The 21,254-nt window shown below is 60.3% G+C and carries 21 protein-coding genes; 10 read left to right on the top strand and 11 right to left on the bottom strand.

Translation table 11 applies throughout. From position 1 onward, the window contains the following. The first annotated feature begins 46 nt into the window (after positions 1-46). On the top strand, positions 47-481 hold the full coding sequence (locus M0H32_RS08290) for a DUF1489 family protein (protein ID WP_248153104.1): 435 nt from the start codon (positions 47-49) through the stop codon (positions 479-481). Between the two features lie 8 nt (positions 482-489). Here the strand turns inward: M0H32_RS08290 and M0H32_RS08285 are convergent, their stop codons facing one another. Beyond that, positions 490-1,095, bottom strand: coding sequence for a TetR/AcrR family transcriptional regulator (locus M0H32_RS08285; protein WP_248153103.1), 606 nt, complete (start codon positions 1,093-1,095; stop codon positions 490-492). An 82-nt stretch (positions 1,096-1,177) separates the two neighbouring features. On the opposite strand from M0H32_RS08285, the gene M0H32_RS08280 reads away from it, so the two are divergent. From M0H32_RS08280 to M0H32_RS08265, 4 genes are all read left to right on the top strand, one after another. Next, a complete protein-coding gene (locus tag M0H32_RS08280) occupies positions 1,178-1,828 on the top strand; it encodes a DUF2306 domain-containing protein (RefSeq protein ID WP_248153102.1) in 651 nt (216 codons plus the stop codon). Positions 1,829-1,914: 86 nt separating this feature from the next. Continuing rightward, a complete protein-coding gene (locus M0H32_RS08275) occupies positions 1,915-2,661 on the top strand; it encodes a vWA domain-containing protein (RefSeq protein ID WP_425607305.1) in 747 nt (248 codons plus the stop codon). 81 nt (positions 2,662-2,742) lie between these two features. Beyond that, on the top strand, positions 2,743-3,999 hold the full coding sequence (locus M0H32_RS08270) for an MFS transporter (RefSeq protein ID WP_248153101.1): 1,257 nt from the start codon (positions 2,743-2,745) through the stop codon (positions 3,997-3,999). 149 nt (positions 4,000-4,148) lie between these two features. Further along, the gene (locus M0H32_RS08265) at positions 4,149-4,856 is read left to right on the top strand and encodes a DnaJ domain-containing protein (RefSeq protein WP_248153100.1); all 708 of its coding nucleotides are present in this window, start codon (positions 4,149-4,151) and stop codon (positions 4,854-4,856) included. Between the two features lie 17 nt (positions 4,857-4,873). Here the strand turns inward: M0H32_RS08265 and M0H32_RS08260 are convergent, their stop codons facing one another. Beyond that, positions 4,874-6,583: a D-alanyl-D-alanine carboxypeptidase gene (locus M0H32_RS08260; RefSeq protein ID WP_248153099.1), complete on the bottom strand. Its 1,710-nt coding sequence runs from the start codon at positions 6,581-6,583 to the stop codon at positions 4,874-4,876. 597 nt (positions 6,584-7,180) lie between these two features. Here M0H32_RS08260 and M0H32_RS08255 point away from each other — a divergent pair. The 3 genes from M0H32_RS08255 to clpA all read left to right on the top strand — a co-directional run bounded on the left by M0H32_RS08255 (position 7,181) and on the right by clpA (position 10,711). Continuing rightward, a complete protein-coding gene (locus M0H32_RS08255; RefSeq protein ID WP_282449286.1) occupies positions 7,181-7,513 on the top strand; it encodes a phasin family protein in 333 nt (110 codons plus the stop codon). Positions 7,514-7,915: 402 nt separating this feature from the next. Further along, positions 7,916-8,248 (top strand): ATP-dependent Clp protease adapter ClpS, encoded by a 333-nt coding sequence (gene clpS, locus M0H32_RS08250; RefSeq protein WP_148587335.1) that lies wholly within the window; start codon positions 7,916-7,918, stop codon positions 8,246-8,248. Positions 8,249-8,260: 12 nt separating this feature from the next. Next, positions 8,261-10,711: an ATP-dependent Clp protease ATP-binding subunit ClpA gene (gene clpA, locus M0H32_RS08245; protein ID WP_248153098.1), complete on the top strand. Its 2,451-nt coding sequence runs from the start codon at positions 8,261-8,263 to the stop codon at positions 10,709-10,711. Between the two features lie 403 nt (positions 10,712-11,114). Here the strand turns inward: clpA and M0H32_RS08240 are convergent, their stop codons facing one another. From M0H32_RS08240 to M0H32_RS08225, 4 genes are all read right to left on the bottom strand, one after another. Then, on the bottom strand, positions 11,115-12,281 hold the full coding sequence (locus M0H32_RS08240; protein WP_248153097.1) for a trans-sulfuration enzyme family protein: 1,167 nt from the start codon (positions 12,279-12,281) through the stop codon (positions 11,115-11,117). Between the two features lie 53 nt (positions 12,282-12,334). Further along, positions 12,335-13,162, bottom strand: a complete 828-nt coding sequence (locus M0H32_RS08235) for an ABC transporter permease (protein WP_248153096.1) — start codon at positions 13,160-13,162, stop codon at positions 12,335-12,337. Then, complete coding sequence (locus M0H32_RS08230) at positions 13,159-13,872, bottom strand: ABC transporter permease (protein ID WP_248153095.1); 714 nt, start codon at positions 13,870-13,872, stop codon at positions 13,159-13,161. Before M0H32_RS08230 ends, M0H32_RS08235 begins: the two co-directional genes overlap by 4 nt. A gap of 132 nt (positions 13,873-14,004) precedes the next feature. Then, complete coding sequence (locus M0H32_RS08225; RefSeq protein WP_248153094.1) at positions 14,005-14,781, bottom strand: ABC transporter substrate-binding protein; 777 nt, start codon at positions 14,779-14,781, stop codon at positions 14,005-14,007. Between the two features lie 336 nt (positions 14,782-15,117). Here M0H32_RS08225 and M0H32_RS08220 point away from each other — a divergent pair, with 336 nt between their 5' ends. After that, the gene (locus M0H32_RS08220; RefSeq protein ID WP_248153093.1) at positions 15,118-15,765 is read left to right on the top strand and encodes a glutathione S-transferase family protein; all 648 of its coding nucleotides are present in this window, start codon (positions 15,118-15,120) and stop codon (positions 15,763-15,765) included. A gap of 29 nt (positions 15,766-15,794) precedes the next feature. Here the strand turns inward: M0H32_RS08220 and M0H32_RS08215 are convergent, their stop codons facing one another. Then, the gene (locus tag M0H32_RS08215; RefSeq protein WP_248153092.1) at positions 15,795-16,703 is read right to left on the bottom strand and encodes a LysR family transcriptional regulator; all 909 of its coding nucleotides are present in this window, start codon (positions 16,701-16,703) and stop codon (positions 15,795-15,797) included. Between the two features lie 185 nt (positions 16,704-16,888). Between M0H32_RS08215 and M0H32_RS08210 the strand changes: the two genes are divergently transcribed. Next, positions 16,889-17,884 carry an MBL fold metallo-hydrolase gene (locus M0H32_RS08210; protein WP_248153091.1) on the top strand — a complete coding sequence of 332 codons (996 nt, stop codon included), beginning with the start codon at positions 16,889-16,891 and terminating at the stop codon, positions 17,882-17,884. 45 nt (positions 17,885-17,929) lie between these two features. On the opposite strand, the gene M0H32_RS08205 is transcribed toward M0H32_RS08210, so the two are convergent. From M0H32_RS08205 to fdhD, 4 genes are read right to left on the bottom strand one after another with little or no spacing between them, the layout of a single operon-like run. Beyond that, on the bottom strand, positions 17,930-19,207 hold the full coding sequence (locus M0H32_RS08205) for a molybdopterin molybdotransferase MoeA (protein ID WP_248153090.1): 1,278 nt from the start codon (positions 19,205-19,207) through the stop codon (positions 17,930-17,932). Continuing rightward, on the bottom strand, positions 19,204-19,725 hold the full coding sequence (gene mobB / locus M0H32_RS08200) for a molybdopterin-guanine dinucleotide biosynthesis protein B (protein ID WP_248153089.1): 522 nt from the start codon (positions 19,723-19,725) through the stop codon (positions 19,204-19,206). Before mobB ends, M0H32_RS08205 begins: the two co-directional genes overlap by 4 nt. Further along, a complete protein-coding gene (gene mobA, locus M0H32_RS08195; protein ID WP_248153088.1) occupies positions 19,722-20,375 on the bottom strand; it encodes a molybdenum cofactor guanylyltransferase MobA in 654 nt (217 codons plus the stop codon). The genes mobB and mobA overlap by 4 nt, the downstream gene beginning before the upstream one ends. Further along, positions 20,372-21,250, bottom strand: a complete 879-nt coding sequence (gene fdhD, locus M0H32_RS08190) for a formate dehydrogenase accessory sulfurtransferase FdhD (RefSeq protein WP_248153087.1) — start codon at positions 21,248-21,250, stop codon at positions 20,372-20,374. The genes mobA and fdhD overlap by 4 nt, the downstream gene beginning before the upstream one ends. Between the last annotated feature and the right edge of the window lie 4 nt (positions 21,251-21,254).

The raw sequence follows: 21,254 nt of genomic DNA, 5'->3' as shown, positions 1-21,254 counted from the left end.
TACACGCAAATCTTGACGTCTCCGGCGAGCCTGCTACGTCAGGGTCATGACCTTGCATCTGGTGAAATTGTGCGTTGGCGCCGACAGCGTCGAGTCGCTGCAGGCCTGGATCGATTTCCGCATGGAAAACGCCCGGAAATCCGGTCTTCCCGCCGAAACCGTCCATACCACGCGCATGGTGCCGACACGGCGGGAGGAGCTTCTCGACGGCGGCTCGCTCTACTGGGTCATCAAGGGCAAGATCCAGGTGCGCCAGCATCTGATCGATATCCGCCCGTTTACCGATGAAGCCGGCGTCAAGCGCTGCGACCTGATCATGGAGCCGAGGCTGATCCCGACCCAGTATCAGCCGAAACGCCCGTTCCAGGGATGGCGCTATCTGAAAGCCGCCGATGCGCCTGCCGACCTCAGGATCGGCGGCAACGCGCAGGCCATGTCCGACGACATGCGCCGCGACCTGACCGAACTCTGCCTGCTGTAAATCCGGTCTTACCCGCCAGTCTCCAGCGCCTTGTTCAGATGCTTCAAAAGCGCGTCCAGCGGCGGCCAGCTTCCCACAAGCTCCGGATTATCCTTCTTGCGGGTCATGGTCAGATGCGCGTAGCCGTGAACGAGTGACCAGACCAGGATTTCGATGTCTTCGGGTGCCGTTCCGGCTGGCACAAACGGTCCGCAAGTGTCCCGCAGGATGGCATAGGCAGCGGTGGAATGCCGGCTGAAGTCGTCGTCCTCTTCATTGAACGCCTGTCCTGAAAAGATGAACAAAAACAGGTGCGGATGTTCCGAGGCAAAGTCGAGATAGCCGTGGCAGATGGCGTTGAGCCGGTCTTGCGGCGCTGTGGACGCCGCGTCAAGCCTGGTCGTCATGGCGTCGCAGAACAGCTTGAAGCCGCGTGCGGCGATGGCGGTGGCAAGGCCGGCGATGTTCTTGAAATGGTAGGACGGCGCGGCGTGGGAGACGCCTGCCATCGCCGCGCATTCGCGCAAGGACAATCCGTCCGGACCGCGCTCGCGCAGCAACGTGACGCCGGCGTCGACGAGGTCGTTTCGAAGCGTACCGTCCCGGCGCCGCCGGGGTGTGGGAGAGGTCATCATGGAAACGTCATTCCTGATTGTCTTGACACTGTCAAGTTCGTTCCTATCTTGACAATGTCAAGTTAAGTTGGGGGGAGGTGGAATGAACGGGTTGGTCAAGGTTCTGGGCAGGGTCGGTTTTACTGTTGCGGCCGTGTTGTCGGTGCTGATCGCGCTTGTTTCCTACAGGTTCCTGCCGCAGGGCGTCGAGACTGCGATGGATTTCATGGCGCATCATGTTCAGGACAATGCGCTGATGCTCTACGCCCATATCGGCGTCGCCCCGATCGCGCTCGCCGTGATGCCGTTCCAGTTTCTTAAAAATCTCAGGGCACGGCGGCCAGCGGTGCATCGGTGGCTGGGCAGGATTCATGTTGCCGCAATCCTGGTGTCGGGTGTCGCGGGATTTCAGCTCGCCTTCTATACCTCCGCCGGACCGTTCGCGGCGGCGGGGTTCGCAATACTGGCGGTGATCTGGCTGTCTACGACGGGAATGGCCTTCTATTTCGCGCTGAAGCGCCAGATCGACCTTCACCGGATCTGGATGCTGCGCTCTGCGGCGCTAACCTTTGCAGCCGTCACGTTGCGGGTCTATCTGGGCGCGGCGACTGCCGCCGGGATCGACTTCGACACCGCCTATCTGCTGGTGAGCTGGCTTGCCTGGGTGCCGAATGCGCTGGTGATGGAGGCCTATCTGTGGACACGGCGCGGGTCGTCCCGGCGGATTGCAGCCTCTGAACCACAACCGACCTGATTTGGGGGGCGTTTGACACGGCAAGCTTGCCAAAGCGGAATTCGGGTCCCACTTTGAATCGCAGCACCTGTCAGGAGGATCCGGCCGTGACGGCGAAAACCGGCAAACGAGAAGGCGACCCGCTTGTGCGCCAGGAGGCGGACAGCAGGCCGCCGTCGGCTGCTGCGGATGTTGCCGCGTTTTTGCAGAAGGCCAGGGAAACCCCACCGGATCCGGGCCGCAGCGGTCGTCTGGTGTTTGCTCTCGATGCGACCATGAGCCGCCAGCCCACCTGGGACCAGGCCTGCCACATCCAGGCGGAAATGTTCCGGGAGGCCGGTCAGATCTCAGGCCTTGAAATCAAACTGGTCTATTTCCGCGGATTTGGCGAATGCAGGGCCTCGCGCTGGTTCAAGGACGGCCAGGAGCTGGCGGCTGTGATGAGCCGGATTTCCTGCCAGGGCGGGCGCACGCAGATCGGCAAGGTGTTGACCGCGGCCCTGAAAGCGGCCAGCGACGACAAGATCGCCGCGCTGGTCTATGTCGGTGACTGCATGGAAGAAAATGTCGATGTCCTGTGCGACAAGGCCGGTCAGCTCGGCATGCTCGGTGTGCCGGTGTTTTTGTTTCAGGAAGGACGGGACGGCGTTGCCGAGCGCGCCTTCCGGGAGATTGCCAGGCTTACAAACGGCGCGTTTTGCCGCTTTGATGCGGGGGCGGCGCAGCAGCTTGCCGACTTGCTGAAGGCCGTTGCCGTGTTCGCGAGCGGCGGCCGCCCGGCCTTGCAGCAACTGGAACGCCAGGGTGGGCGCGGGGCGACATTGCTGCTGAGCCAGTTGCCGCCGGGCGGTTGAGGGGCGGGACCTTTTGTTCAAGTCGTTGGATTGTTTGCGAATTCCCATTGTAACCAACGGCAAATCCCCCCTAGATGAGCTATGGACAGTTGGAGCTCCCGCCGCAATTGGCGCCTCATCCTGGTACAGGGATTATTTTATGCACTGAAGCGCCGGTTGGCGCCGCCCAAGGTGTTTCTGCCGTTCATCTGCGTGGCTGCGGGAGCTCCGGTCTTTCTGGCCGCCGTTGTCGTGCCGTTGTTCACCGTCTCCGCGCGCCTGTCTGAATTGCTGTCCGCTCCTCTTGTCTCCGGGGCGCAACAGCGAAAGACCTTTGCGATTGCCGGCATCGGCGGCATTGCTGGGGGACTCCTGATTGCCATTGCGGCCATCTACGCCAGTCTTCCTGTCCTGACCGTTGTGTGCCTCATTCTGGCAACAATCGCCATCGGGATCGGGCGAGGCATTGGAAACCTGGCCTATACAGCCATGCTTCCCAGCCTGTTCGACAAGGAAAGCCGGGGGCATCTCCTCAATCTGGAAGGGATACTGAGCGCCTGTGCCGCGATGCTGATCGCTTTGGCCGCCTATCACCTGTTCAAGGACAAGGACCCGCTCGACAGCCATATGGCGCTTGCCTGGCTGGCACTGCTTGTGGCTGTTCCGGCTGCTCTGCTGCTCCTGCCGGTGTCCGAACCCGTGCGGGCTGCGCCTAAGGGCAAATCGGCTCAAGAACCAGGCAAGCAGGGACCGCGTGCCGCGTTGCATGATTTTCGACAGTGCTGGCAGGATGACTGGTTCCGGAATTATCTGACGGCGCGGCTGCTTCTTCTTTCCGTGACGCAAGCAATGCCGTTTTACGCCATTCACGCGGCCAGCCTGCACAAGGAGCGGCCCGGGGCCTATGCGGGCTTCGTCATCGCCATGAGCGTTGGCGCGCTTCTGAGCGGCCCGGCGATCTATCGGATGACTGGAAAGTCGGTCGGGGCAAACCTCGCGACAGCTGTATTCGTGGCCATGATTGCGGCTGCAGTCGCGCTGTTCAACGATCTGGCTTTGCCGAAGCCGGAGCTGATGCTCTATCTCCCGGTGTTGATCCTCATGGCATTGGCGGCTCAGATCGCGACAGTGGCACTGGCGGTCTATCTCGGTGAAATTGGTTCGGACGAGAATCGGGAATATTTTGTCGCCACCAGCCGCTTTGCGTCCGGCGTGCTCGGAACCGCGGTCGCGGCGCTGCTGGGCGTACTTGCGCAGATGCAGGATGAGGTCATTCCCATCGCCTTGCTGCTATGTATCAACGCGGTTGCCTTCGTTTTTGTCCTGAAAAACCTCGGTACGGAGACGGCGATGCGCTGAGCGCCTGAGGGCGCTAGGGCGCGCGGTCATGAACGATTTGAAACGCCCGGGCCGGCATCTACATTAGCGAGAAGATCCAACTGGACAGGGAGAAATAGAAGTATGAATCCAATAGCGCTCCATCCCGTCTGTCAGGATATACCTGACAGATGATTTATCTGCTTATCGGCCTGGTCCTGCTCGCGGCGCTCGTTCTTCTGGGCAACCGCTTCGTGACGGCGAACCCGGCGGCTCTCGCCGGAACCGTACAAACGCTTGCGGGCTGGTTCCTGATTGCGCTGGCGGCGGTTTTCATGCTCACCGGGAGGATTGTACTCGGGATACCGCTTCTGGGGCTGGGACTTGGTGTCCTGGGCTTCGGCAGCCTTAGCGGTCTGACCGGTGGTTACAACCCGAAAAAGGCCTCCGGCCAGCGGTCCCGCGTCCGGACGGCAATGGTCGAAATGGAATTGGACCACGACACCGGAGTGATGTCTGGAACTGTGCTCGCCGGCGGCTTTCAAAGCCGCAGGCTGGATGACTTGAACGAAACGGAATTGGAAGCATTCTGGCGGGAAACCGCCCAGGACGCTCAGAGCCGGCAGTTAGTCGAAGCTTATCTCGACCGCAGGCTTGCCGGCTGGCGTGAACACTTCGAGCCGGATGGAGCAGAGCGGCAGGGAAGCGCGCCTGGCTCGGGCCCCATGACAGATGAGGAGGCCTACCAGATCCTGGGGCTTGCGCCCGATGCCGGGGACGCGGAAATTCGAGCCGCGCACCGCCGGCTTATGTTGCGGGTTCATCCCGACCAGGGAGGCTCCGGTTTCCTCGCGGCGAAAATCAACGAGGCTAAAGACACGCTTCTCAGAAGACATTGACGGCATCCGTTACGCGGTTACTGGTAGATGGCGAAGCAGGCGTATTTTGCCTTTTTTAGGGATTTGCAGGCGTTCCACGCCGCAGTCTTGGTGTCGAAGCCGACAAAGCGCGCCCGGTAAAGGGTCTGCCCGCCGGATTCGACCGGTTCGGTGTAGGGGACGCGGCCGCGCAGGGCCGAGCCGGTTTTTTCCTTGGCTGTTTTCAGCATGGTGATCGCCTGGCCTTCCGTTTCGGTGGCCGCGATCTGAACCTGCCAGCCTGGTTCCGCTTCCGCGCTGTCGCTGGTGGCGACCGTCACGGTGTCGCTTTCGGTTTCGCTTTCCTGCTCTGCCTTGGCCATGGCGGTTTCCGCCGGGACGGTTTCCACGGGCGTGGCGGCGAGCGAGATGGTCTCGACCTTGACACTGCGGGGCAGCAGGGGCTGCGACGGGGGCGTTTCTTCAGGCTTCAGACCGGTGCGCACGGATTGTGCCGCCTGGATCAGCGCTGTCTTGGACATCGAATTGGTGGTCAGCGCCGCATCCGGGCTTTCCGGCGGGATCGGCGGCAAAGCGGTGGCCACAGCGAAAGTGGTGTCAAAGCGGCGCTTGATTGCCTTGGGCGGCAACGGCACGTCTTCGCCGAAACCCGGGACCGGAGCCGCTGCGGCCATTGCGACCTGAGCCTGCGATGTAACAGGCACCTGGGCGGCCGCTGTGGACGGCGCGGTGCTCGGAGCCGGCATGGGGATCGGAGCCTCGCTGCCATTGGCGGCAAAGGCCAGGACCATCGGTGTTCCGGCAGCCTGTTCAGGTTCGCTGCCGGGTTTCGCCGTCGGCAGGGGCGGGTTCTTGAGCGCAACCGCGACATGGGTCGGCTTGACGGTCTGCTGCGCGATCAAGGGGGCCGACTTGCGGCCTCGGCTGGCTTTGGGAAGGTACCGGCCAATGAGCTTGGTCATCTGCGCATTGCGCGAGGCACCTGTCCGGCCACCCATGACGACGGCAACAATCTGGCGGCCGCCGGTATTGACGGAGGTGACCAGGTTGAAGCCCGAAGCCCGGATGTAACCTGTCTTGATGCCGTCGACGCCCCTGACCCGGCCGAGCAGCTTGTTGTGGTTGCCGTAGGTGCGGCCCTTGTACTTGTAGGCACGGGTTTTGAAATAGCCGTAATACTGGGGAAAGCGTTCCTGAATGGCGATGCCAAGTGTCGCCATATCGCGCGCCGTGGTGCGCTGGCCGTTATCGGGCAGGCCGTGCGGATTGCGGAAGGTTGTCTTGGACATGCCGATCTGGCGAGCAGTGCGTGTCATGCGCTCGGCGAATTTCTTTTCCGAGCCGCCGACATTCTCCGCGACGACGGTGGCGACATCGTTTGCGGACTTGGTCACCAGAGCCAGGATCGCGTCCTTCACCTTGATGGTGCTGCCGGGCTTCAGGCCGAGTTTCGACGGCGGCCGGCCGGACGCGTATTTGGAAACGGTAAGGTTGGAGTTCAGCGACAGGCGCCCGGCTTCGAGCTCTTCAAAGACCAGATAAAGGGTCATGATCTTGGTGAGCGAGGCCGGGTAACGGTAACTGTCTGCGGAAGACGAATACAGCGTCTTGCCGGTCTTGGCGTCGATGACGATGCCGGCATATTTCGGGTTGGCCATGGCCGTCGCCGGAACGCTCAACATCAGAACGCCGAGGGTCAGAATCCTTGCGGTGCGGGTGATGGCCCGTGCATTGCGAAAAATACGCATCCCAAACACAATAACTTCCCATTCCGGGTTACGCGGTTCGTGTTCAGGGCGGTGCGGATTGGATCCAACCCCCGTGCGATTCAAACCGCCGCCCCGTCGCTCTATGGGTTATTTGATGGAATCACGGTTACGAATGTGTAAATGATCGACATAAAAACCACTTAAAAATATAGATTTTTGTTAGAGTTAATGGCAGGTTAATATGTCATTGACGTATTCATTGTTTTTGTTTTAAGTAAAAACACGAATTTTCCACGATTTATTGGTTAATTTTGTCTTTATTCTACTATGTTTGTTGTTTTGAGTCGTGATTAGTTGCGGTCTGGCGGGCTGAGAGATTTGTTTTTCACATTGTGACGAAAGTGTTTCGCATTGAGAGTTTTTGTCCATGGGAATGGCGAAAGGCACACACCATTCGTTTTGAAAGGGTGAGGTTACTCGCGTTCAGGTTGTTTTTGCGCTGCAAAATCACCTTGACACTTTTTGTGCAGTGCATTACGAAGAAATCTCGTTAGGTAACGCGACAAGCGCGCCGGGTTCTATCTCTACTCCCAAGACTGAGATCGTGAAGCCGGGCCGCCGGATGAGGGCAGTGAAATGATGAACAACTTTGATGAAATCCAGAAGATGAGCAAAGACAACATGGATATGGCCATGGATTCTTTCGGTACCGTCAGCAAGGGTTTCCAGGCGATCGCCGCCGAGATGGCAGACTATCAGAAGAAGTCTTTCGAGGAAGGCACTGCGGCTGTTGAGAAGCTGGTTGCTTCCAAGTCTCTGGACAAGGCTTTTGAAGCTCAGGCCGACTATGTCAAAACCGCTTATGAAGGTTTTGTCGGCGAAATGACCAAGCTGGGCGAAATGGTCACCGACATGTCCAAAGACGTTTACAAGCCGTACGAAGGCGTTCTGGGCAAAATGGCGAAGTAATCGCTGCCGCCCACCGTCACCGGACGGTTCAGGATAAGAACCCGGCTCGCAGGAGCCGGGTTTTTTTTATATGCACAGATTTACCCGAAAGGTTAGCACGACCTTTCATCGCCGTGCGAGCGCAGGGCGAACGGCCATAGCTCCCCATCTTTTAATCGCTTTCAGGAAACCTACATTCAGCTTTAACGGTTGAGCGGCGGATACAAGTCCGCCACTTATCCGAATGTTGATGAAATCGACCATTGCGCGAGCGCGGCTGGCGCGGCAGGATTACCGAATGAAGCGGATCAGTCAGCGGCAGGGACCGAGGTTCCGGAAAGTTCCGGACCAGTTGCCCGTGCCAGCCTGATCGGAATTCGGAACTTGGTGATGGCCGGAGTGATTGAGGCAATAGAAACGGCAATGTCGGCGGGCTCTGATTATGACAATGACGGTGGTGACGCCGGAACGGTTGTTGTCACCCGAACAAAAACAGTTACCAAGCGGCCCAATCTCTATCGTGTGCTGCTGCTCAATGACGACTACACGCCCATGGAGTTCGTCATTCATGTTGTGGAGAACTTCTTCCAAAAGAACCGGGAAGAGGCGACCCGCATTATGCTTCATGTTCACCATCACGGCGTCGGGGAGTGCGGGATATTCTCCTACGAAGTCGCGGAGACAAAAGTCACCCAGGTGATGGATTTTGCGCGCAAGCACCAGCATCCGTTGCAATGCGTCATGGAAAAAAAGTGAGGAACAATTCACGTGCCTTCCTTCTCACGCAGTCTTGAAAAAGCCCTGCACCAGGCTCTGGCTTTCGCCAATGAGCGGCAGCAGGAATACGCCACGCTTGAGCATCTTCTGCTGGCGCTTCTGGACGACCAGGATGCCGCGGCAGTCATGCGGGCCTGCAACGTGGATCTGGACACGATCCGCCGCAACCTGATCGAATATATCGAGACGGAGCTGGACAACCTGGTTACCGACAGCGACGAGGATTCCAAGCCGACCGCCGGGTTCCAGCGTGTTATCCAGCGCGCCGTCATCCACGTTCAGTCCTCGGGCCGGGAAGAAGTGACCGGCGCCAACGTGCTGGTTGCGATCTTCGCCGAACGCGAGAGTCATGCGGCCTATTTCCTGCAGGACCAGGACATGACCCGATACGACGCGGTCAATTACATCTCGCACGGGATCGCCAAGCGCCCCGGCATGTCGGAGGCCCGCCCGGTCGAAGGCGCGGACGAGGAAGACGTGCTGCCCGGTGCGGAAACCGACAAGAAGTCCAATCAGAAGACCGACGCCCTCGAAGCCTATTGCGTCAATCTCAACGAGAAGGCCGAGAAGGGCAAGATCGACCCGCTGATCGGTCGCGACAGCGAGATCCAGCGCACCATTCAGATCCTGTGCCGCCGCTCGAAGAACAATCCGCTGTTCGTCGGTGATCCCGGCGTCGGCAAGACCGCGATCGCGGAGGGCCTCGCCCACCGCATCGTCAATGGCGACGTGCCGGATGTCCTGAAGGACGCCACCATCTTCTCGCTCGACATGGGCTCGCTGCTCGCCGGTACGCGCTATCGCGGCGATTTCGAGGAACGCCTGAAGCAGGTGGTCAAGGAGGTCGAGGACTATCCTGGCGCGGTGATGTTCATCGACGAGATCCATACGGTGATCGGTGCCGGCGCGACCTCGGGCGGGGCCATGGATGCCTCCAACCTGCTGAAGCCGGCGCTGGCCTCGGGCGCGATCCGCTGCATCGGTTCGACCACCTACAAGGAATACCGCCAGTTCTTCGAAAAAGACCGGGCTCTGGTGCGCCGGTTCCAGAAGATCGACGTCAACGAACCGTCCATTCCGGATGCCATCGATATCCTGAAAGGCCTGAAGCCCTATTTCGAGGACTTCCACAAGGTCCGCTACACGCAGGAAGCCATCAAGACCGCGGTGGAGTTGTCGGCGAAATACATTTCCGACCGCAAGCTGCCGGACAAGGCGATCGACGTGCTCGACGAGACCGGTGCTTCGCAGATGCTGGTGCCGGAAGCGCGCCGCCGCAAGACCATCGGCGTCAAGGAAATCGAGAACACAATCGCCACCATGGCTCGAATCCCGCCCAAGTCCGTCTCCAAGGACGATGCTGAGGTTCTGGAAAATCTCGGTACCGACCTGAAGCGGGTGGTCTACGGGCAGGATGAGGCCATCGGTACGCTGGCCTCGGCGATCAAGCTGGCCCGTGCGGGTCTGCGGGAGCCAGACAAGCCGATCGGCAGCTACCTGTTCTCTGGTCCGACCGGTGTCGGCAAGACCGAAGTGGCGCGCCAATTGGCGTCGTCGCTCGGGGTCGAGCTGATCCGTTTCGACATGTCGGAATATATGGAGCGGCACACCGTGTCCCGCCTGATCGGCGCGCCTCCGGGTTATGTCGGCTTCGATCAGGGCGGTTTGCTTACAGACGGCATCGACCAGCATCCGCATTGCGTACTGCTGCTGGACGAGATCGAAAAGGCCCATCCGGACCTGTTCAACATCCTGTTGCAGGTGATGGACCACGGCAAGCTGACGGATCACAACGGCAAGCAGGTCGATTTCCGCAATGTCATCCTGATCATGACGACCAACGCGGGCGCGGCCGATATGGCGAAGATGCCGGTCGGTTTCAACCGGGTGAAGCGGGAGGGCGACGACGCCGAAGCGATCAACAAGCTGTTTACGCCTGAATTCCGCAACCGCCTCGACGCGATCATTCCGTTCGGCAATCTGCCGATGGAAGTCGTCTACAAGGTGGTCGAGAAATTCGTCATGCAGCTGGAAGTCCAGCTGGCCGACCGCGGCGTGACCTTCGAGCTGACCGAGGACGCCGTCAAATGGCTGGCCGACAAGGGTTATGACAGCCAGATGGGCGCCCGGCCACTTGGCCGGATCATCCAGGAACACATCAAGCGGCCGCTCGCCGACGAGGTGCTGTTCGGCAAGCTCAAGAAGGGCGGCATGGTCAAGGTGTCGGTCTCCGAGGACGGCAAGGGCCTGTTGCTTGAAAGCATCGAGGAACGCGCCACCCCGCCGAAGCCAAAGGCCAAGACGGACGCCAAGCCGAAACCGAAGCGCAAGCGCAAGCCGGCCGCGAAGGCGACCGCGGCGCCAAAAGACACCAAGTCCTCGCCGGGCAAGGGGGGGACCCCGAAGAAAAGCCTGGTGCCAAAGGTACCGCTGGCCGACTGAGGTTTTTGGAACAACGAAAGCCCCGGATACATCCGGGGCTTTTTTATTGACAGGCCGTCATTTCGGACGGTCTGCGGTGCAGCTGCATGGCCAGATCCGGAACCCTGCGCACTATTCGCGCCAAAAGCGCGTTTTTATCAATTCATTCTGGTAGTTAAGTGGCTCTGTGTTCGCTTTCGCTCACGCTGAAATGCTGGGTTTCGGATCAGCGTGCAGCGACGCTACACTTGTCCGGCATGACAAGTTGTGGGCTTGTCATCGGTCTGAAGCCCAGAGAAATCCGGTTTTTGTTGCGGCCGACCATAGCATTTCGTGAAAAGTCTGAGCCGACTTTAGCTGCCTCTCGGCTCTGCCTCGAACGCAAAAGTCGGCAATGCTTGTTTCAAACCATTCTCGAAATGCTTTAAATCCCGGCCAGGGCCTGGTCGAGATCCGACAGCAGGTCGTTGCCATGCTCGATGCCGATTGAAAGCCGGAGCAGGTTTTCCGGAATGCCCGAGCCTTCGCCCTCAATGGTGAAGCGGTGTTCAACCAGGCTCTCCGTGCCCCCCAGGGAAGTTGCCCGCTGGAACAGATCCAGCGCGCCGGCGACCTTGAGGGCGTCGTCCTTGCCGCCCTTGACCAGAACGGACAGGAGGGAGCCGAAACCACCCTGCATCTGCGATTTGGCGAGCTCATGCTGCGGATGACCGGCAAGTCCGGGATAAAGAACCGCATCGACCTTCGGATGCGTTGCCAGAAACGTCGCGACGGCCATGGCATTGGCATTCATGCGTTCCACGCGCAGTGCCAGCGTCCGGAGCCCCCGCAGCAGCAGCCAGGTTTCGAAGGAGCCGAGTACCGCGCCCGCAAGCTTGCGTTCTTCTGTTATGAAGCGCCAAGCATCGCTTGCAGCGTCTGGGGTGGTCACCACGCCGCCAAGTAGATCCGAATGGCCGTTGAGCGCCTTGGTCGCCGAATGCATCACCAGATCCGCCCCGAGCGCGAGCGGTTTCAGAATCAGCGGTGTCGCCGCCGTCGCATCGACCGCAAGAACGGATCCCGCCTGTTTGCACTGGGCCGCGATGCTCTTGATATCCGCAACCTTCAGGAAGGGGTTGCTGGGCACTTCCAGCCAGACGAGGTCGGGGCGGGTCACGGAGATCTCGTCCAGGAAGGCCTGCCGGTCGCAGGCATCGGCCTCGATAAGGGCAACCTTGTTGCGGGCGCAGAGCTTGCGCAGGAACAAGGTCGTGCCCCAGTAAATGCCGGACTGGACGAGCAGGGTGCCGCCGGGGGGGACACTGCGGGCAACGGCTGCGACGGCGGCCATGCCGGAGGAAAACAGCCGGCTGTCGGCGCCGCCTTCGAGCGCGGCTATCAGGCCTTCCGTTTTTTTGAACAGCGCGTTGTCGTCACGGCTGTAGATGTGGTCCGCGCTGACCGGCGCGTAGTTCTCATCCCGGACAAAAGTTGTTGCCGTCGGGATCGGAGGAACAACCGCGCCGGTGGCGGCATCAAATCCGCCACCGCCATGGGCCAACAGGCTGTCGAGATGAAGGCCGGGAGCGGCCGGCGGTGCTTTGGACATGACGGATCATCCGGTTGAACGGTGCGGGCAAAGGCGAGAGAAACGGTGACGGATCACCGTTTCAGATGGCGGGTGAGGCGGGCCTCGAACTTGTCCCAGACCCGGCGCAGGATTTCCACGATCATGAGATACGTAACCGCTGCCCAGATATAGGCCTGGAAGTCATAGGAGCGTGAATAGGCGCGCCTGGTTTCGCCCATGAGATCGTAGATCGTCACGATAGAGGCAATTGCGGAGCCCTTGATCATCAAAATGATCTCATTGCCATAGGGGCGCAGCGCAACCATCAGGGCCTGCGGCAGGATGATCTTGAAAAAGGCGACAGGTTTGCTGATGCCCAGGGCCGCGGCGCCTTCCCATTGGCCCTTGGGGACATTCTGGATAGCACCGCGCAGGATCTCCGCCTGGTAGGCGGCGGTGTTCATCGAAAACGCAAATATTACGCAATACCAGGCTTCCTGGAAGAAGCCCCAAAGTCCGACGGCTTCGAGCTCCGGCCGGAACGAGCCCGCGCCGTAATAGATCAGGAAGGTTTGGGCCAGCAGCGGCGTGCCGCGGAAGAAATAGACATAGGCATAGGCCGGAGCCGAAAAGATCTTCCACTTGGAGGCCCGCGCCGCGGCTATCGGCAGGCTCAGGAGCGCGCCGAGCAACAGGGACACGCTGACAATCTGCAGCGTGACGATGAAGCCGCTGAGATAGTTTGGCCAGTACTTCAGGACAAACGGGCTGGCGACGTTGCTGCCCAAATAATAGACAAGGGACGCTCCGGACAGGATCCAGAGAGCCATCAGCACATGACCGAAGATCCGGGTGTTGGTCCAGCGGCGCGGTGGTGCCGGCGGGCGTTGCAGGCCTGTTACGGGATTGGCAGCGATCATCTTGCGCCTTCTCCCCTTTTGGTCCAGCGCTCAATCCGGGCAAGGCCGGTGGACGAGATCATCGCCAGCACCAGGTAGATCAGGCAGGCGATGCCGAAGAACATGAAGGGTTCCTTGGTGACACGCGCTGCAATTCCCGATTCCCTTACGAGATCGGCAAGGCCGATCACAGATACAAGGGAAGTTTCCTTGAGCAGGATCAGCCAAAGATTGCCGAGGGCCGGCAGCGCTAATCGAATGAGTTGCGGCAAGATGACCAGCGACATGGTCTGGTAGCGTGACAGACCAAGCGCATGGCCGCCTTCATACTGTCCCTGAGGGATGCCCCGGAAGGCGGACAGAAAGGCCTCGGATGCGTAGGAGGAGAACACCAACGAAAGGGCAACCATACCCGCGACGAAGGAATTCACCTCGACATAGGTTTCGACCCCGATCAGCTTCAGTCCCTGCTGGATGCCGATCTGGACACCGAAATAGACCAGAAACAGAGTGAGCAGCTCCGGGAGGCCCCGGAAAACCGTTGTGTAGATATTGGCCGCGAGTTTCAGGCTCGGTTCCGACGACTTTTTTGCAAGTGCGATCAGAAACCCGAGAACCAGTCCGAACGGCAAGGTGGCGATTGCCAGTGAAACCGTTACCAGGACACCGAGCGCAATCGTATCGCCCCAGCCCTGGTCCCCAAAGGACAATAGCGTCAAAGCTTCATTCATAAGCCGGCGCTTCTTTCGTTCTTGTTGTTGTTATCCGGCCGCCCCTCCGGCCGTACCGCGGGATTTTTCCCTGCGGCATGGCGCGGCGCGCAGAACGCGCCGCGCCGGTTGCATTGTCAAGCAGCAGCTCGATCAGCCGCCGTAAACGTCAAACGTGAAGTACTTGTCGTTGATTTCCTTGTACTTGCCGTTCGCCAGGATGCCTTCGATGGCCTTGTTGAACATTTCTTTCAGTTCACCATCATCCTTGCGGATCGCAATGCCGGCGCCTTCGCCGTTGATGACCGGATCCGGGGTCAGCGTGCCGAGCAGCTTGCAGCAGGCGCCATCTTCGGTTGCCAGCCAGTCGGACAGCACGACGACGTCGTCGATGACGGCGTTGACGCGGCCGGAAGTGATATCAAGCTTGTACTCGTCCGGGGTGCCATAGAGAACCAGCTCAGCGGACGGAAGCTTTTCTTCGGCGTAGTTGGAGTGGGTCGTGGAGGACTGGGCTCCAAGCTTGATACCCTTCAGGTCTTCGTCGGACGTGCCGGTGAGGGCGGAATCCTTCGGCACGGCGATTGCCGGCGGGGTGTTGTAATACTTGTTGGTGAAGTCGACCTTCTGAAGGCGCTCTTCAGTGATCGACATGGACGCGATCACGGCGTCGAACTTGCCAGCCTGCAGCGCCGGGATCATGCCATCCCAGTCCTGGGTGACGAATTCGCACTCGACCTTCATCTCTTCACAAAGAGCATTGGCAATGTCGATGTCGAACCCGACCAGCTGACCGTCGGCGGTCAGGGAGTTGAACGGAGGATAAGCACCTTCGGTGCCGATGCGCACCTTGGACCAGTCTTTCGCCTCAGCGCCACCCACAGCAGCCAGAACTGCAACAGCGGCCGCAGCCATACGCAAAACACGCATTATTTAGTTCCCCTAATATTATTCTTCGCGACGCAGGCAGGTTCTTCCCGCCTTTTTGCCCGAAGGCCCTATTCCATACACTTCGCTTTAAATTTCAAGCAGGACTCCGAAAAAAACACAGGGGGATTTGGCCCAATTTTCACTTTTTGACAGGTGTCGTCGGGGAAACGGCGATGTTTGGAATGAAGGTCTTCCACGTCGGAATGTTCCGCCCGGATATTCACGCAGCTTATGATTTTGATGAAATAGTTGAATTTGTTGCAGCGAGAGCGACGCCTTAGATAATTCAGCCCGGCAGACGGCCTGCCTGCCGGACCATGGGAAAAGGAGCCTGTCGTGCCCGACTTCGATCTCTTCATCGGCAACAAGAACTATTCGTCCTGGTCGTTCCGGCCATGGATCGCCCTGCGACACAAGCAGATTGCCTTCCGGGAACATCTCGTGCCGTTCGATTTCAAGAACGGCAACCCGGATTTCGCGGCTTTCTCGCCAAGCATGAAGGTGCCTGTTCTCAAGGACGGCGATCTGACTGTCTGGGACAGCCTGGCCATTCTGGAATATGCCGCCGAACGTCACCCTGAAGCGGGTCTGTGGCCGGTTGCCACGGAAACGCGTGCCTTTGCCCGGGCCATTTCCGCGGAAATGCATTCCGGCTTCGCCGCGCTGCGCAGCGCCTGCCCGATGAACATGCGGCGCCGTTCGGACAAGCTCGATGTCAGTAAAGCGGTCAGAAAAGATGTGGCCCGGATCGTTGCCATCTGGAGCGAATGCCTGGAAAAATCCGGTGGCCCGTTCCTGTTCGGGGACTTCACCATTGCCGACGCAATGTACGCGCCTGTGGTCAGCCGCTTTGCCACCTATCGGCTTTCGGACGATCCGGTCGTACGGCGCTATCACGAAGCAATGACCGGAACGGAAGCCTGGCAGGCCTGGCAGACGGACGCGGTGAACGAGCCCTGGATCGTCGAGGAAGAGGAAGTTTGACGTCGTCTGACGTCCTTTATCGCGGGTAATCAGTCCGCGTAAAACGCGCCTTCCTGTTCAAAGAAAGCATGCAGGGCGTCAACAAAACGCCGGACCTTGAGCGGAATGAAGCGGTTGGACGGATAGACCGCGTGGACCGGGTGATGCGGGTACTGCCAGTCCGGCAGTACCTGCTCAAGCTCTCCGGATTTCAGATAGGGGTCTATCAGCCAGCGGTTCGACAGGGTGATGCCAAGTCCGGCGAGTGCTGCCTGGCGCAGTGTCGCGGAATTGTTGACGATCATGGTGGGGTTGATCCGGATCGAAAGCTGCTCACCGGCCGCCCCGAAGAAGGGCACGCAATCACCCGTCGAGATGTTCCGATAAAGCAGATAGTCGTGCTCGGTGAGGTCGTCGGGATGCTGCGGCCGGCCGCGCCGGTTCAGATAATCCGGCGAGGCGACGAGACACCGCCTCGCATGGCCCAGCTGGCGTACGATCAGGCGGTCGTCCTTGATCTCGCCCATGCGGATGGCGACATCGAGACGCTCCTGAATAACATCCACGAACTGATCGGACAGCGAGATTTCGAGCAGGATGTTGGGATGCTCCTTCTTGAAGCGGATCAGAAAATCGGACAGGACCGTTTCGGCAAAGCCGAGCGGCAGGCCGACGTTGAGGGGCCCGGTCATCTGCGCTTCTTCGCTCTGGACGGACCTGTCGGCTTCCGCCAGTCGCTCCAGAACGTCGCGGGCGTACACATAGTAGCGCTCGCCTGCCTCCGTCAGCTTCAATTGCCGTGTGGTGCGGTTCAGGAGACGGGTGCCCAGATCGTCCTCAAGGCCGCGAACCTGCTGGCTGATTGCGGGCTGCGACACGCCGAGATGCTTGGCGGCAGCGGAAAAGCTGCCGAGATTGACGGATTGAACGAAACCGGCGAGTGCGCTGAGCTTGTCCATGAGCTACCTGTCTTGGCAATGAGGACGGAGATGGCGCCTATATATAAGCAAGGCTAATGAGTTTTATAAGCCAGCCTCCTCTTCAAAATTTTTTTGAATGAAACACTTTTAGGGCAGCCCGCCGGATCCCTTCGGACCGGGCTTTCTCAAATTGCTTCACTTCAGTTCAAGCCGGGAGGCTTTTCATGACCAAATCCGACTTTTCCGTCTCCAGACGATCCCTTCTCGGCGCCGTTGCCGGCGCTGGCGCGGTGGCCGCAGCCGGCGGTGTTTCGCTGATCGCAGCGCCGGCACAGGCCGCGGCTCCCTTGGCGGGCGCGCCGTTCGCGGGCGCATTGCGCTACAAGGTCGGCGATTTCGAAATCACAGCTCTGCTCGACGGCTATCTCGATCTCACACCCGAAGTCGTCATTGGCTATGACGAGGCCGAGGGCCAGCGCCTGCGCGACAAATCCATGATCGAGGGCAACGCCCTGCGCATTCCCGTCAATGCCTTTCTGGTCAATACCGGCGAGCGGCTGATCCTGGTGGATGCGGGCACTTCCAATGCCATGGGCCCAACCATGGGCAAATTGCCCGGCGCCCTGGAAGCCGCGGGCGTCTCGCCGGATCAGGTCGATGCCATCCTGATCACCCACATGCATCCGGATCATTTGTTCGGCGTGGTCGATGGCGAGGGCAAGCGGGTCTTCGCCAATGCGGAACTGATTCTGCCGGAGGTCGACAACGCCTTCTGGTATGACGATGCCGCAATGAATGCCGCCCCGGACCAGTTCAAACCGTTCTACCTGGGCGCGCGCCGTGCCGCGGAAGCCTATCAGGGCAATCAGACGCTGTTTTCCGGCGAAGAGGAGATCGTGCCGGGCGTCCGCCCCCTGGCGTTGCCCGGACACACGCCGGGGCACACCGGCTATCTCTTCGACAGCAACGGCGAGACCCTGGCCATTGCCGGCGATATCCTGCACATGGCCGCCTATCAGTTCGACCGGCCTGACTGGGGCATCGGCTTCGATATCGATACGGCGCAGGCTGCGACGACCCGCAAGAGCTTCCTCGACCGGGCTGCCAGCGACAAACTGTTCTTTGCCGGCGCGCATATCCCGTTCCCGGGCCTTGGCCGGGTTGCCAGGGACGGTGAAGGCTATCGCTTCGTGCCCGCGGCCTTCCCCTACGCCTACTAGGGTCTGTGGGGGAACAGGCATTGGCCCGGCGGGACGGCCGCCGGGTCAGCGAATGCCGAAGCCGGAAAAGGGCAGGAAGGTCACCAGATCGCCCCGCTTCACAGCGGTGACGTCTTCTGGGATTTCGACAAGTCCGTCTGCCTCCCGCAATCCGGTGATTAGGCCGGACCCGTCGCGTGCGAATTTATGCGCGGCGGGTGTACCGTCGGCGCCCTGCCGCAGGGAGGCGCGGTAAAACTCCCGCCGGTCGGGTTTCTTTTTCGCCACCTCGAATGCAGCCGGAACCTTGAACGCCTGTGGTTCCAGAAACGCGCCGCCGCCGAGCACGCTCATCACCGGACGCGCATAGAGCAGGAAACAGACCATGGCGGCGACCGGGTTGCCGGGCAGGCCCAGGAAGACACAGTCGCCGATGGTGCCGAACATCATTGGCCGGCCGGGCTTGATCGCCAGCTGCCACATGTGCCGCGTGCCCAGCCTGTCCAGCGCGGTCAGCATGTGATCCTCTTCGCCGCGGCTGGCGCCGCCGGTCGTCAGGATGACGTCATGGTCTTTTGCGGCCTTGGTCAAGGTGGCTTCCACCAGACCTGGGTCATCCTTGAGGATGCCGAGATCGGTGACCTCCAGCGCAAGCGTGTCGCACAGGCCTTTGAGCAGGAAATGGTTGGAATCGTAAACATCGCCGACGGTGATCAGGTTGCCCGGACGGCGCAATTCATCTCCCGTGGAGACGAGCGCCACGTTCAGCTTGCGATAGACACTGACCTCGGCCTGGCCGGTTGAGGCGATCGCTGCAATGTCCTGAGGGCGCAGGCGCTGGCCAGCACTCAAAATGGTGGTGCCTTCCGCGACATCTTCCCCGGCAAGCCGGCAATTGGCGCCTTTTTTCAGACCCTGAGGCACGATGACGAACTTCTGACCGTCCTGGTCATGGGGCTCGCAGTCTTCCTGCATCGCGACCGTGTCGGCACCCGGCGGCATGACGGCGCCGGTGAAAATCCGGGCCGCGCCCCAGGGCGCCAGCGTGGCGTCTGTGGCATGGCCCGCCGCAATGCGCTGCTCAAGGCGGAAGAAGCCGCCGGCCTCGTCAAAATCGGCATGGCGAAAGGCATAGCCGTCGACGGCGGAATTGTCGGCCAGTGGCACATTGCGCGGCGCCATCACATCTTCGGCCAGCACGCGTTCCAGGCACGCTTCCAAGGGGACGGTTTCGCTCTTGGCGACGGCGCTCAGGCGCGACCTGAGGATTTCGAGAGCCTCGTGGTGGCGCAGACGGTCCCGGTCATGCAGAAAACAGTCGTCCAGGAGACGCTTTCCGGTCATGCCACACGCCTTTCAAGGTCCAGGCGCGACTGAATGAAATCAGCCATGGCCGGAACGTCGTTGAGGTCGAAAACCGGCAAGGTTTCGTTGGGAAGCACGTGGTCGGAGGCAACCGCCAGAATGTTCGGATCTGACGGGGCGAGGGGGCCGCGGTCCTGCGTTTCTAAGCGCCGGGCCTCGATTTTCGGATGGTTTTCCCGCTTGTAGCCTTCGATCAGGATCAGGTCGCAGGGGGCCAGGCGGGCGAGGATGTCCTCCAGCGGTGGCTCGTTCTCGTCCCTAAGTTCGTGCATCAAGGCCCAACGGCGTCCAGACACCAGCGCGACCTCCATTGCGCCAGCCTCCCGGTGCCGGTAGCTGTCGGCGCCCGGTTTGTCGATGTCGAAATTGTGGTGGGCGTGCTTGACGGTCGAGACCTTGAAGCCTCGCCGGGTGAATTCCGCCACCAGACTGGTGACAAGCTGGGTTTTGCCGGAATTCTTCCAGCCGGTGATACCGAATACAGGCGTGGGTTTCATTGTATATGCTGGCTCAGGGTGTCGCGGACGGTTGTCAGGTCGTCGGGCCGGTTGGCGTTGAAGAAAGGGTCCAGCCCGGTGGCCGGATCAAGGCTGAAAGCGACTTCCACGCTGTTGTGCCGGTCGACAAAGGCAAGCACCTTGCCGCTCTTGCCCGACGCCAGCCAGTCATGAAGATCGGCGCGCAGGGCCACCGGCCACAAACCGAAGACGGGATGCAGCTTTTCCGAGGAAGAGGCCAGGGCAATCACAGGCTTGTCGGTCGGCACGGCAGCGGAAAGACGGCGGACAAGGTCGGTGGGAAAAAAGGGAGTGTCGCCCGCGACCGACACCACGTGGCTGATCTCAGGCTTGTGTTGTTCGGCATAGCTCAGCCCGGCAAGGACGCCGGCCAGCGGTCCGGCATAGTCGCCGACCGGGTCCGCGACCACTGGCAGGGCAAACCGCTTGAAGCGCGAAGGATCGCCGTTGGCATTCAGAACGATATCGGTGATCTGCGGACGGAGTCTTGCCAGGATCAAGTCCAGCATGGACTTGCCGCCGAGATCCATGAGCGACTTGTCGCCGCCACCCATCCGGCGTGACTGGCCACCGGCCAGAACGCAGCCGAGCAATTTGTCTTTGGTCAGGTTTTGTCGGCTTGCCATCATTCTGCGAAAACGCTCCCCTTGCGACGGATCTTGTCCGGCTCCTCGTCCGCATGCAGCGGGTCCATGTCGAACTCGATGCGGTCCTGGCCGGCCAGAGCGACAAAGCGCTTACCGCGTGCGCGGCCGATCAGGGTCAGGCCCGCCTGCCGGGCCAGATCGACGCCCCAGGCGGTGAAACCCGAGCGTGAAACGAGAATCGGTATGCCCATCATCACGGTCTTGATCACCATTTCAGAGGTCAGGCGGCCGGTCGTGTAAAAGATCTTGTCGGACGCCGTAATGTCGTTGAGCACCATCCAGCCTGCGATCTTGTCGACCGCATTGTGGCGGCCGACATCTTCCATATAGACCAGCGGCCGGTCTTCCTGACACAGCACGCAGCCATGGATCGCACCGGCCTCCAGGTAAAGGGACGGGGTGGTGTTGATGGTCTTTGTCAGACTGTAGAGCCAGGACGTCTTCAGGCGCGCGTCCGCGGACAGAGACACGGTCTCGAAACCTTCCATGACGTCGCCGAACACAGTGCCCTGGGCGCAGCCGGAGGTGCGCACCTTCTTTTTGAGCTTTTCCTCAAAATTGGTTTCGCGCTCGGTGCGCACGATCACCACGTCGAGGTCGTCGTCATAGTCGATATCTGTAATGACATCGTCATCGGCGAGCATGTTCTGATTCTTCAGGTAACCGACCGCCAGCAGATCCGGATGGTCGCCGATCGTCATCATGGTGACGACTTCCTGCCGGTTCAGGTACAGCGTCAGCGGCTTTTCGGTCACCACCCTGGTTTCGACGGGCTCGCCATTCTGGTCGATCCCGGTCACCGAGGTCGACAATCCGGGGGCGAAGGGATCCGGTTGCAGCACATAAGGGCCTGTCACAGCC

The organism is Roseibium sediminicola (genome assembly GCF_023156505.1).
Lineage (GTDB): Bacteria > Pseudomonadota > Alphaproteobacteria > Rhizobiales > Stappiaceae > Roseibium > Roseibium sediminicola.
Note: the sequence above shows the minus strand (reverse complement) of the source record. Positions and strands in the feature narration are given on the sequence as shown.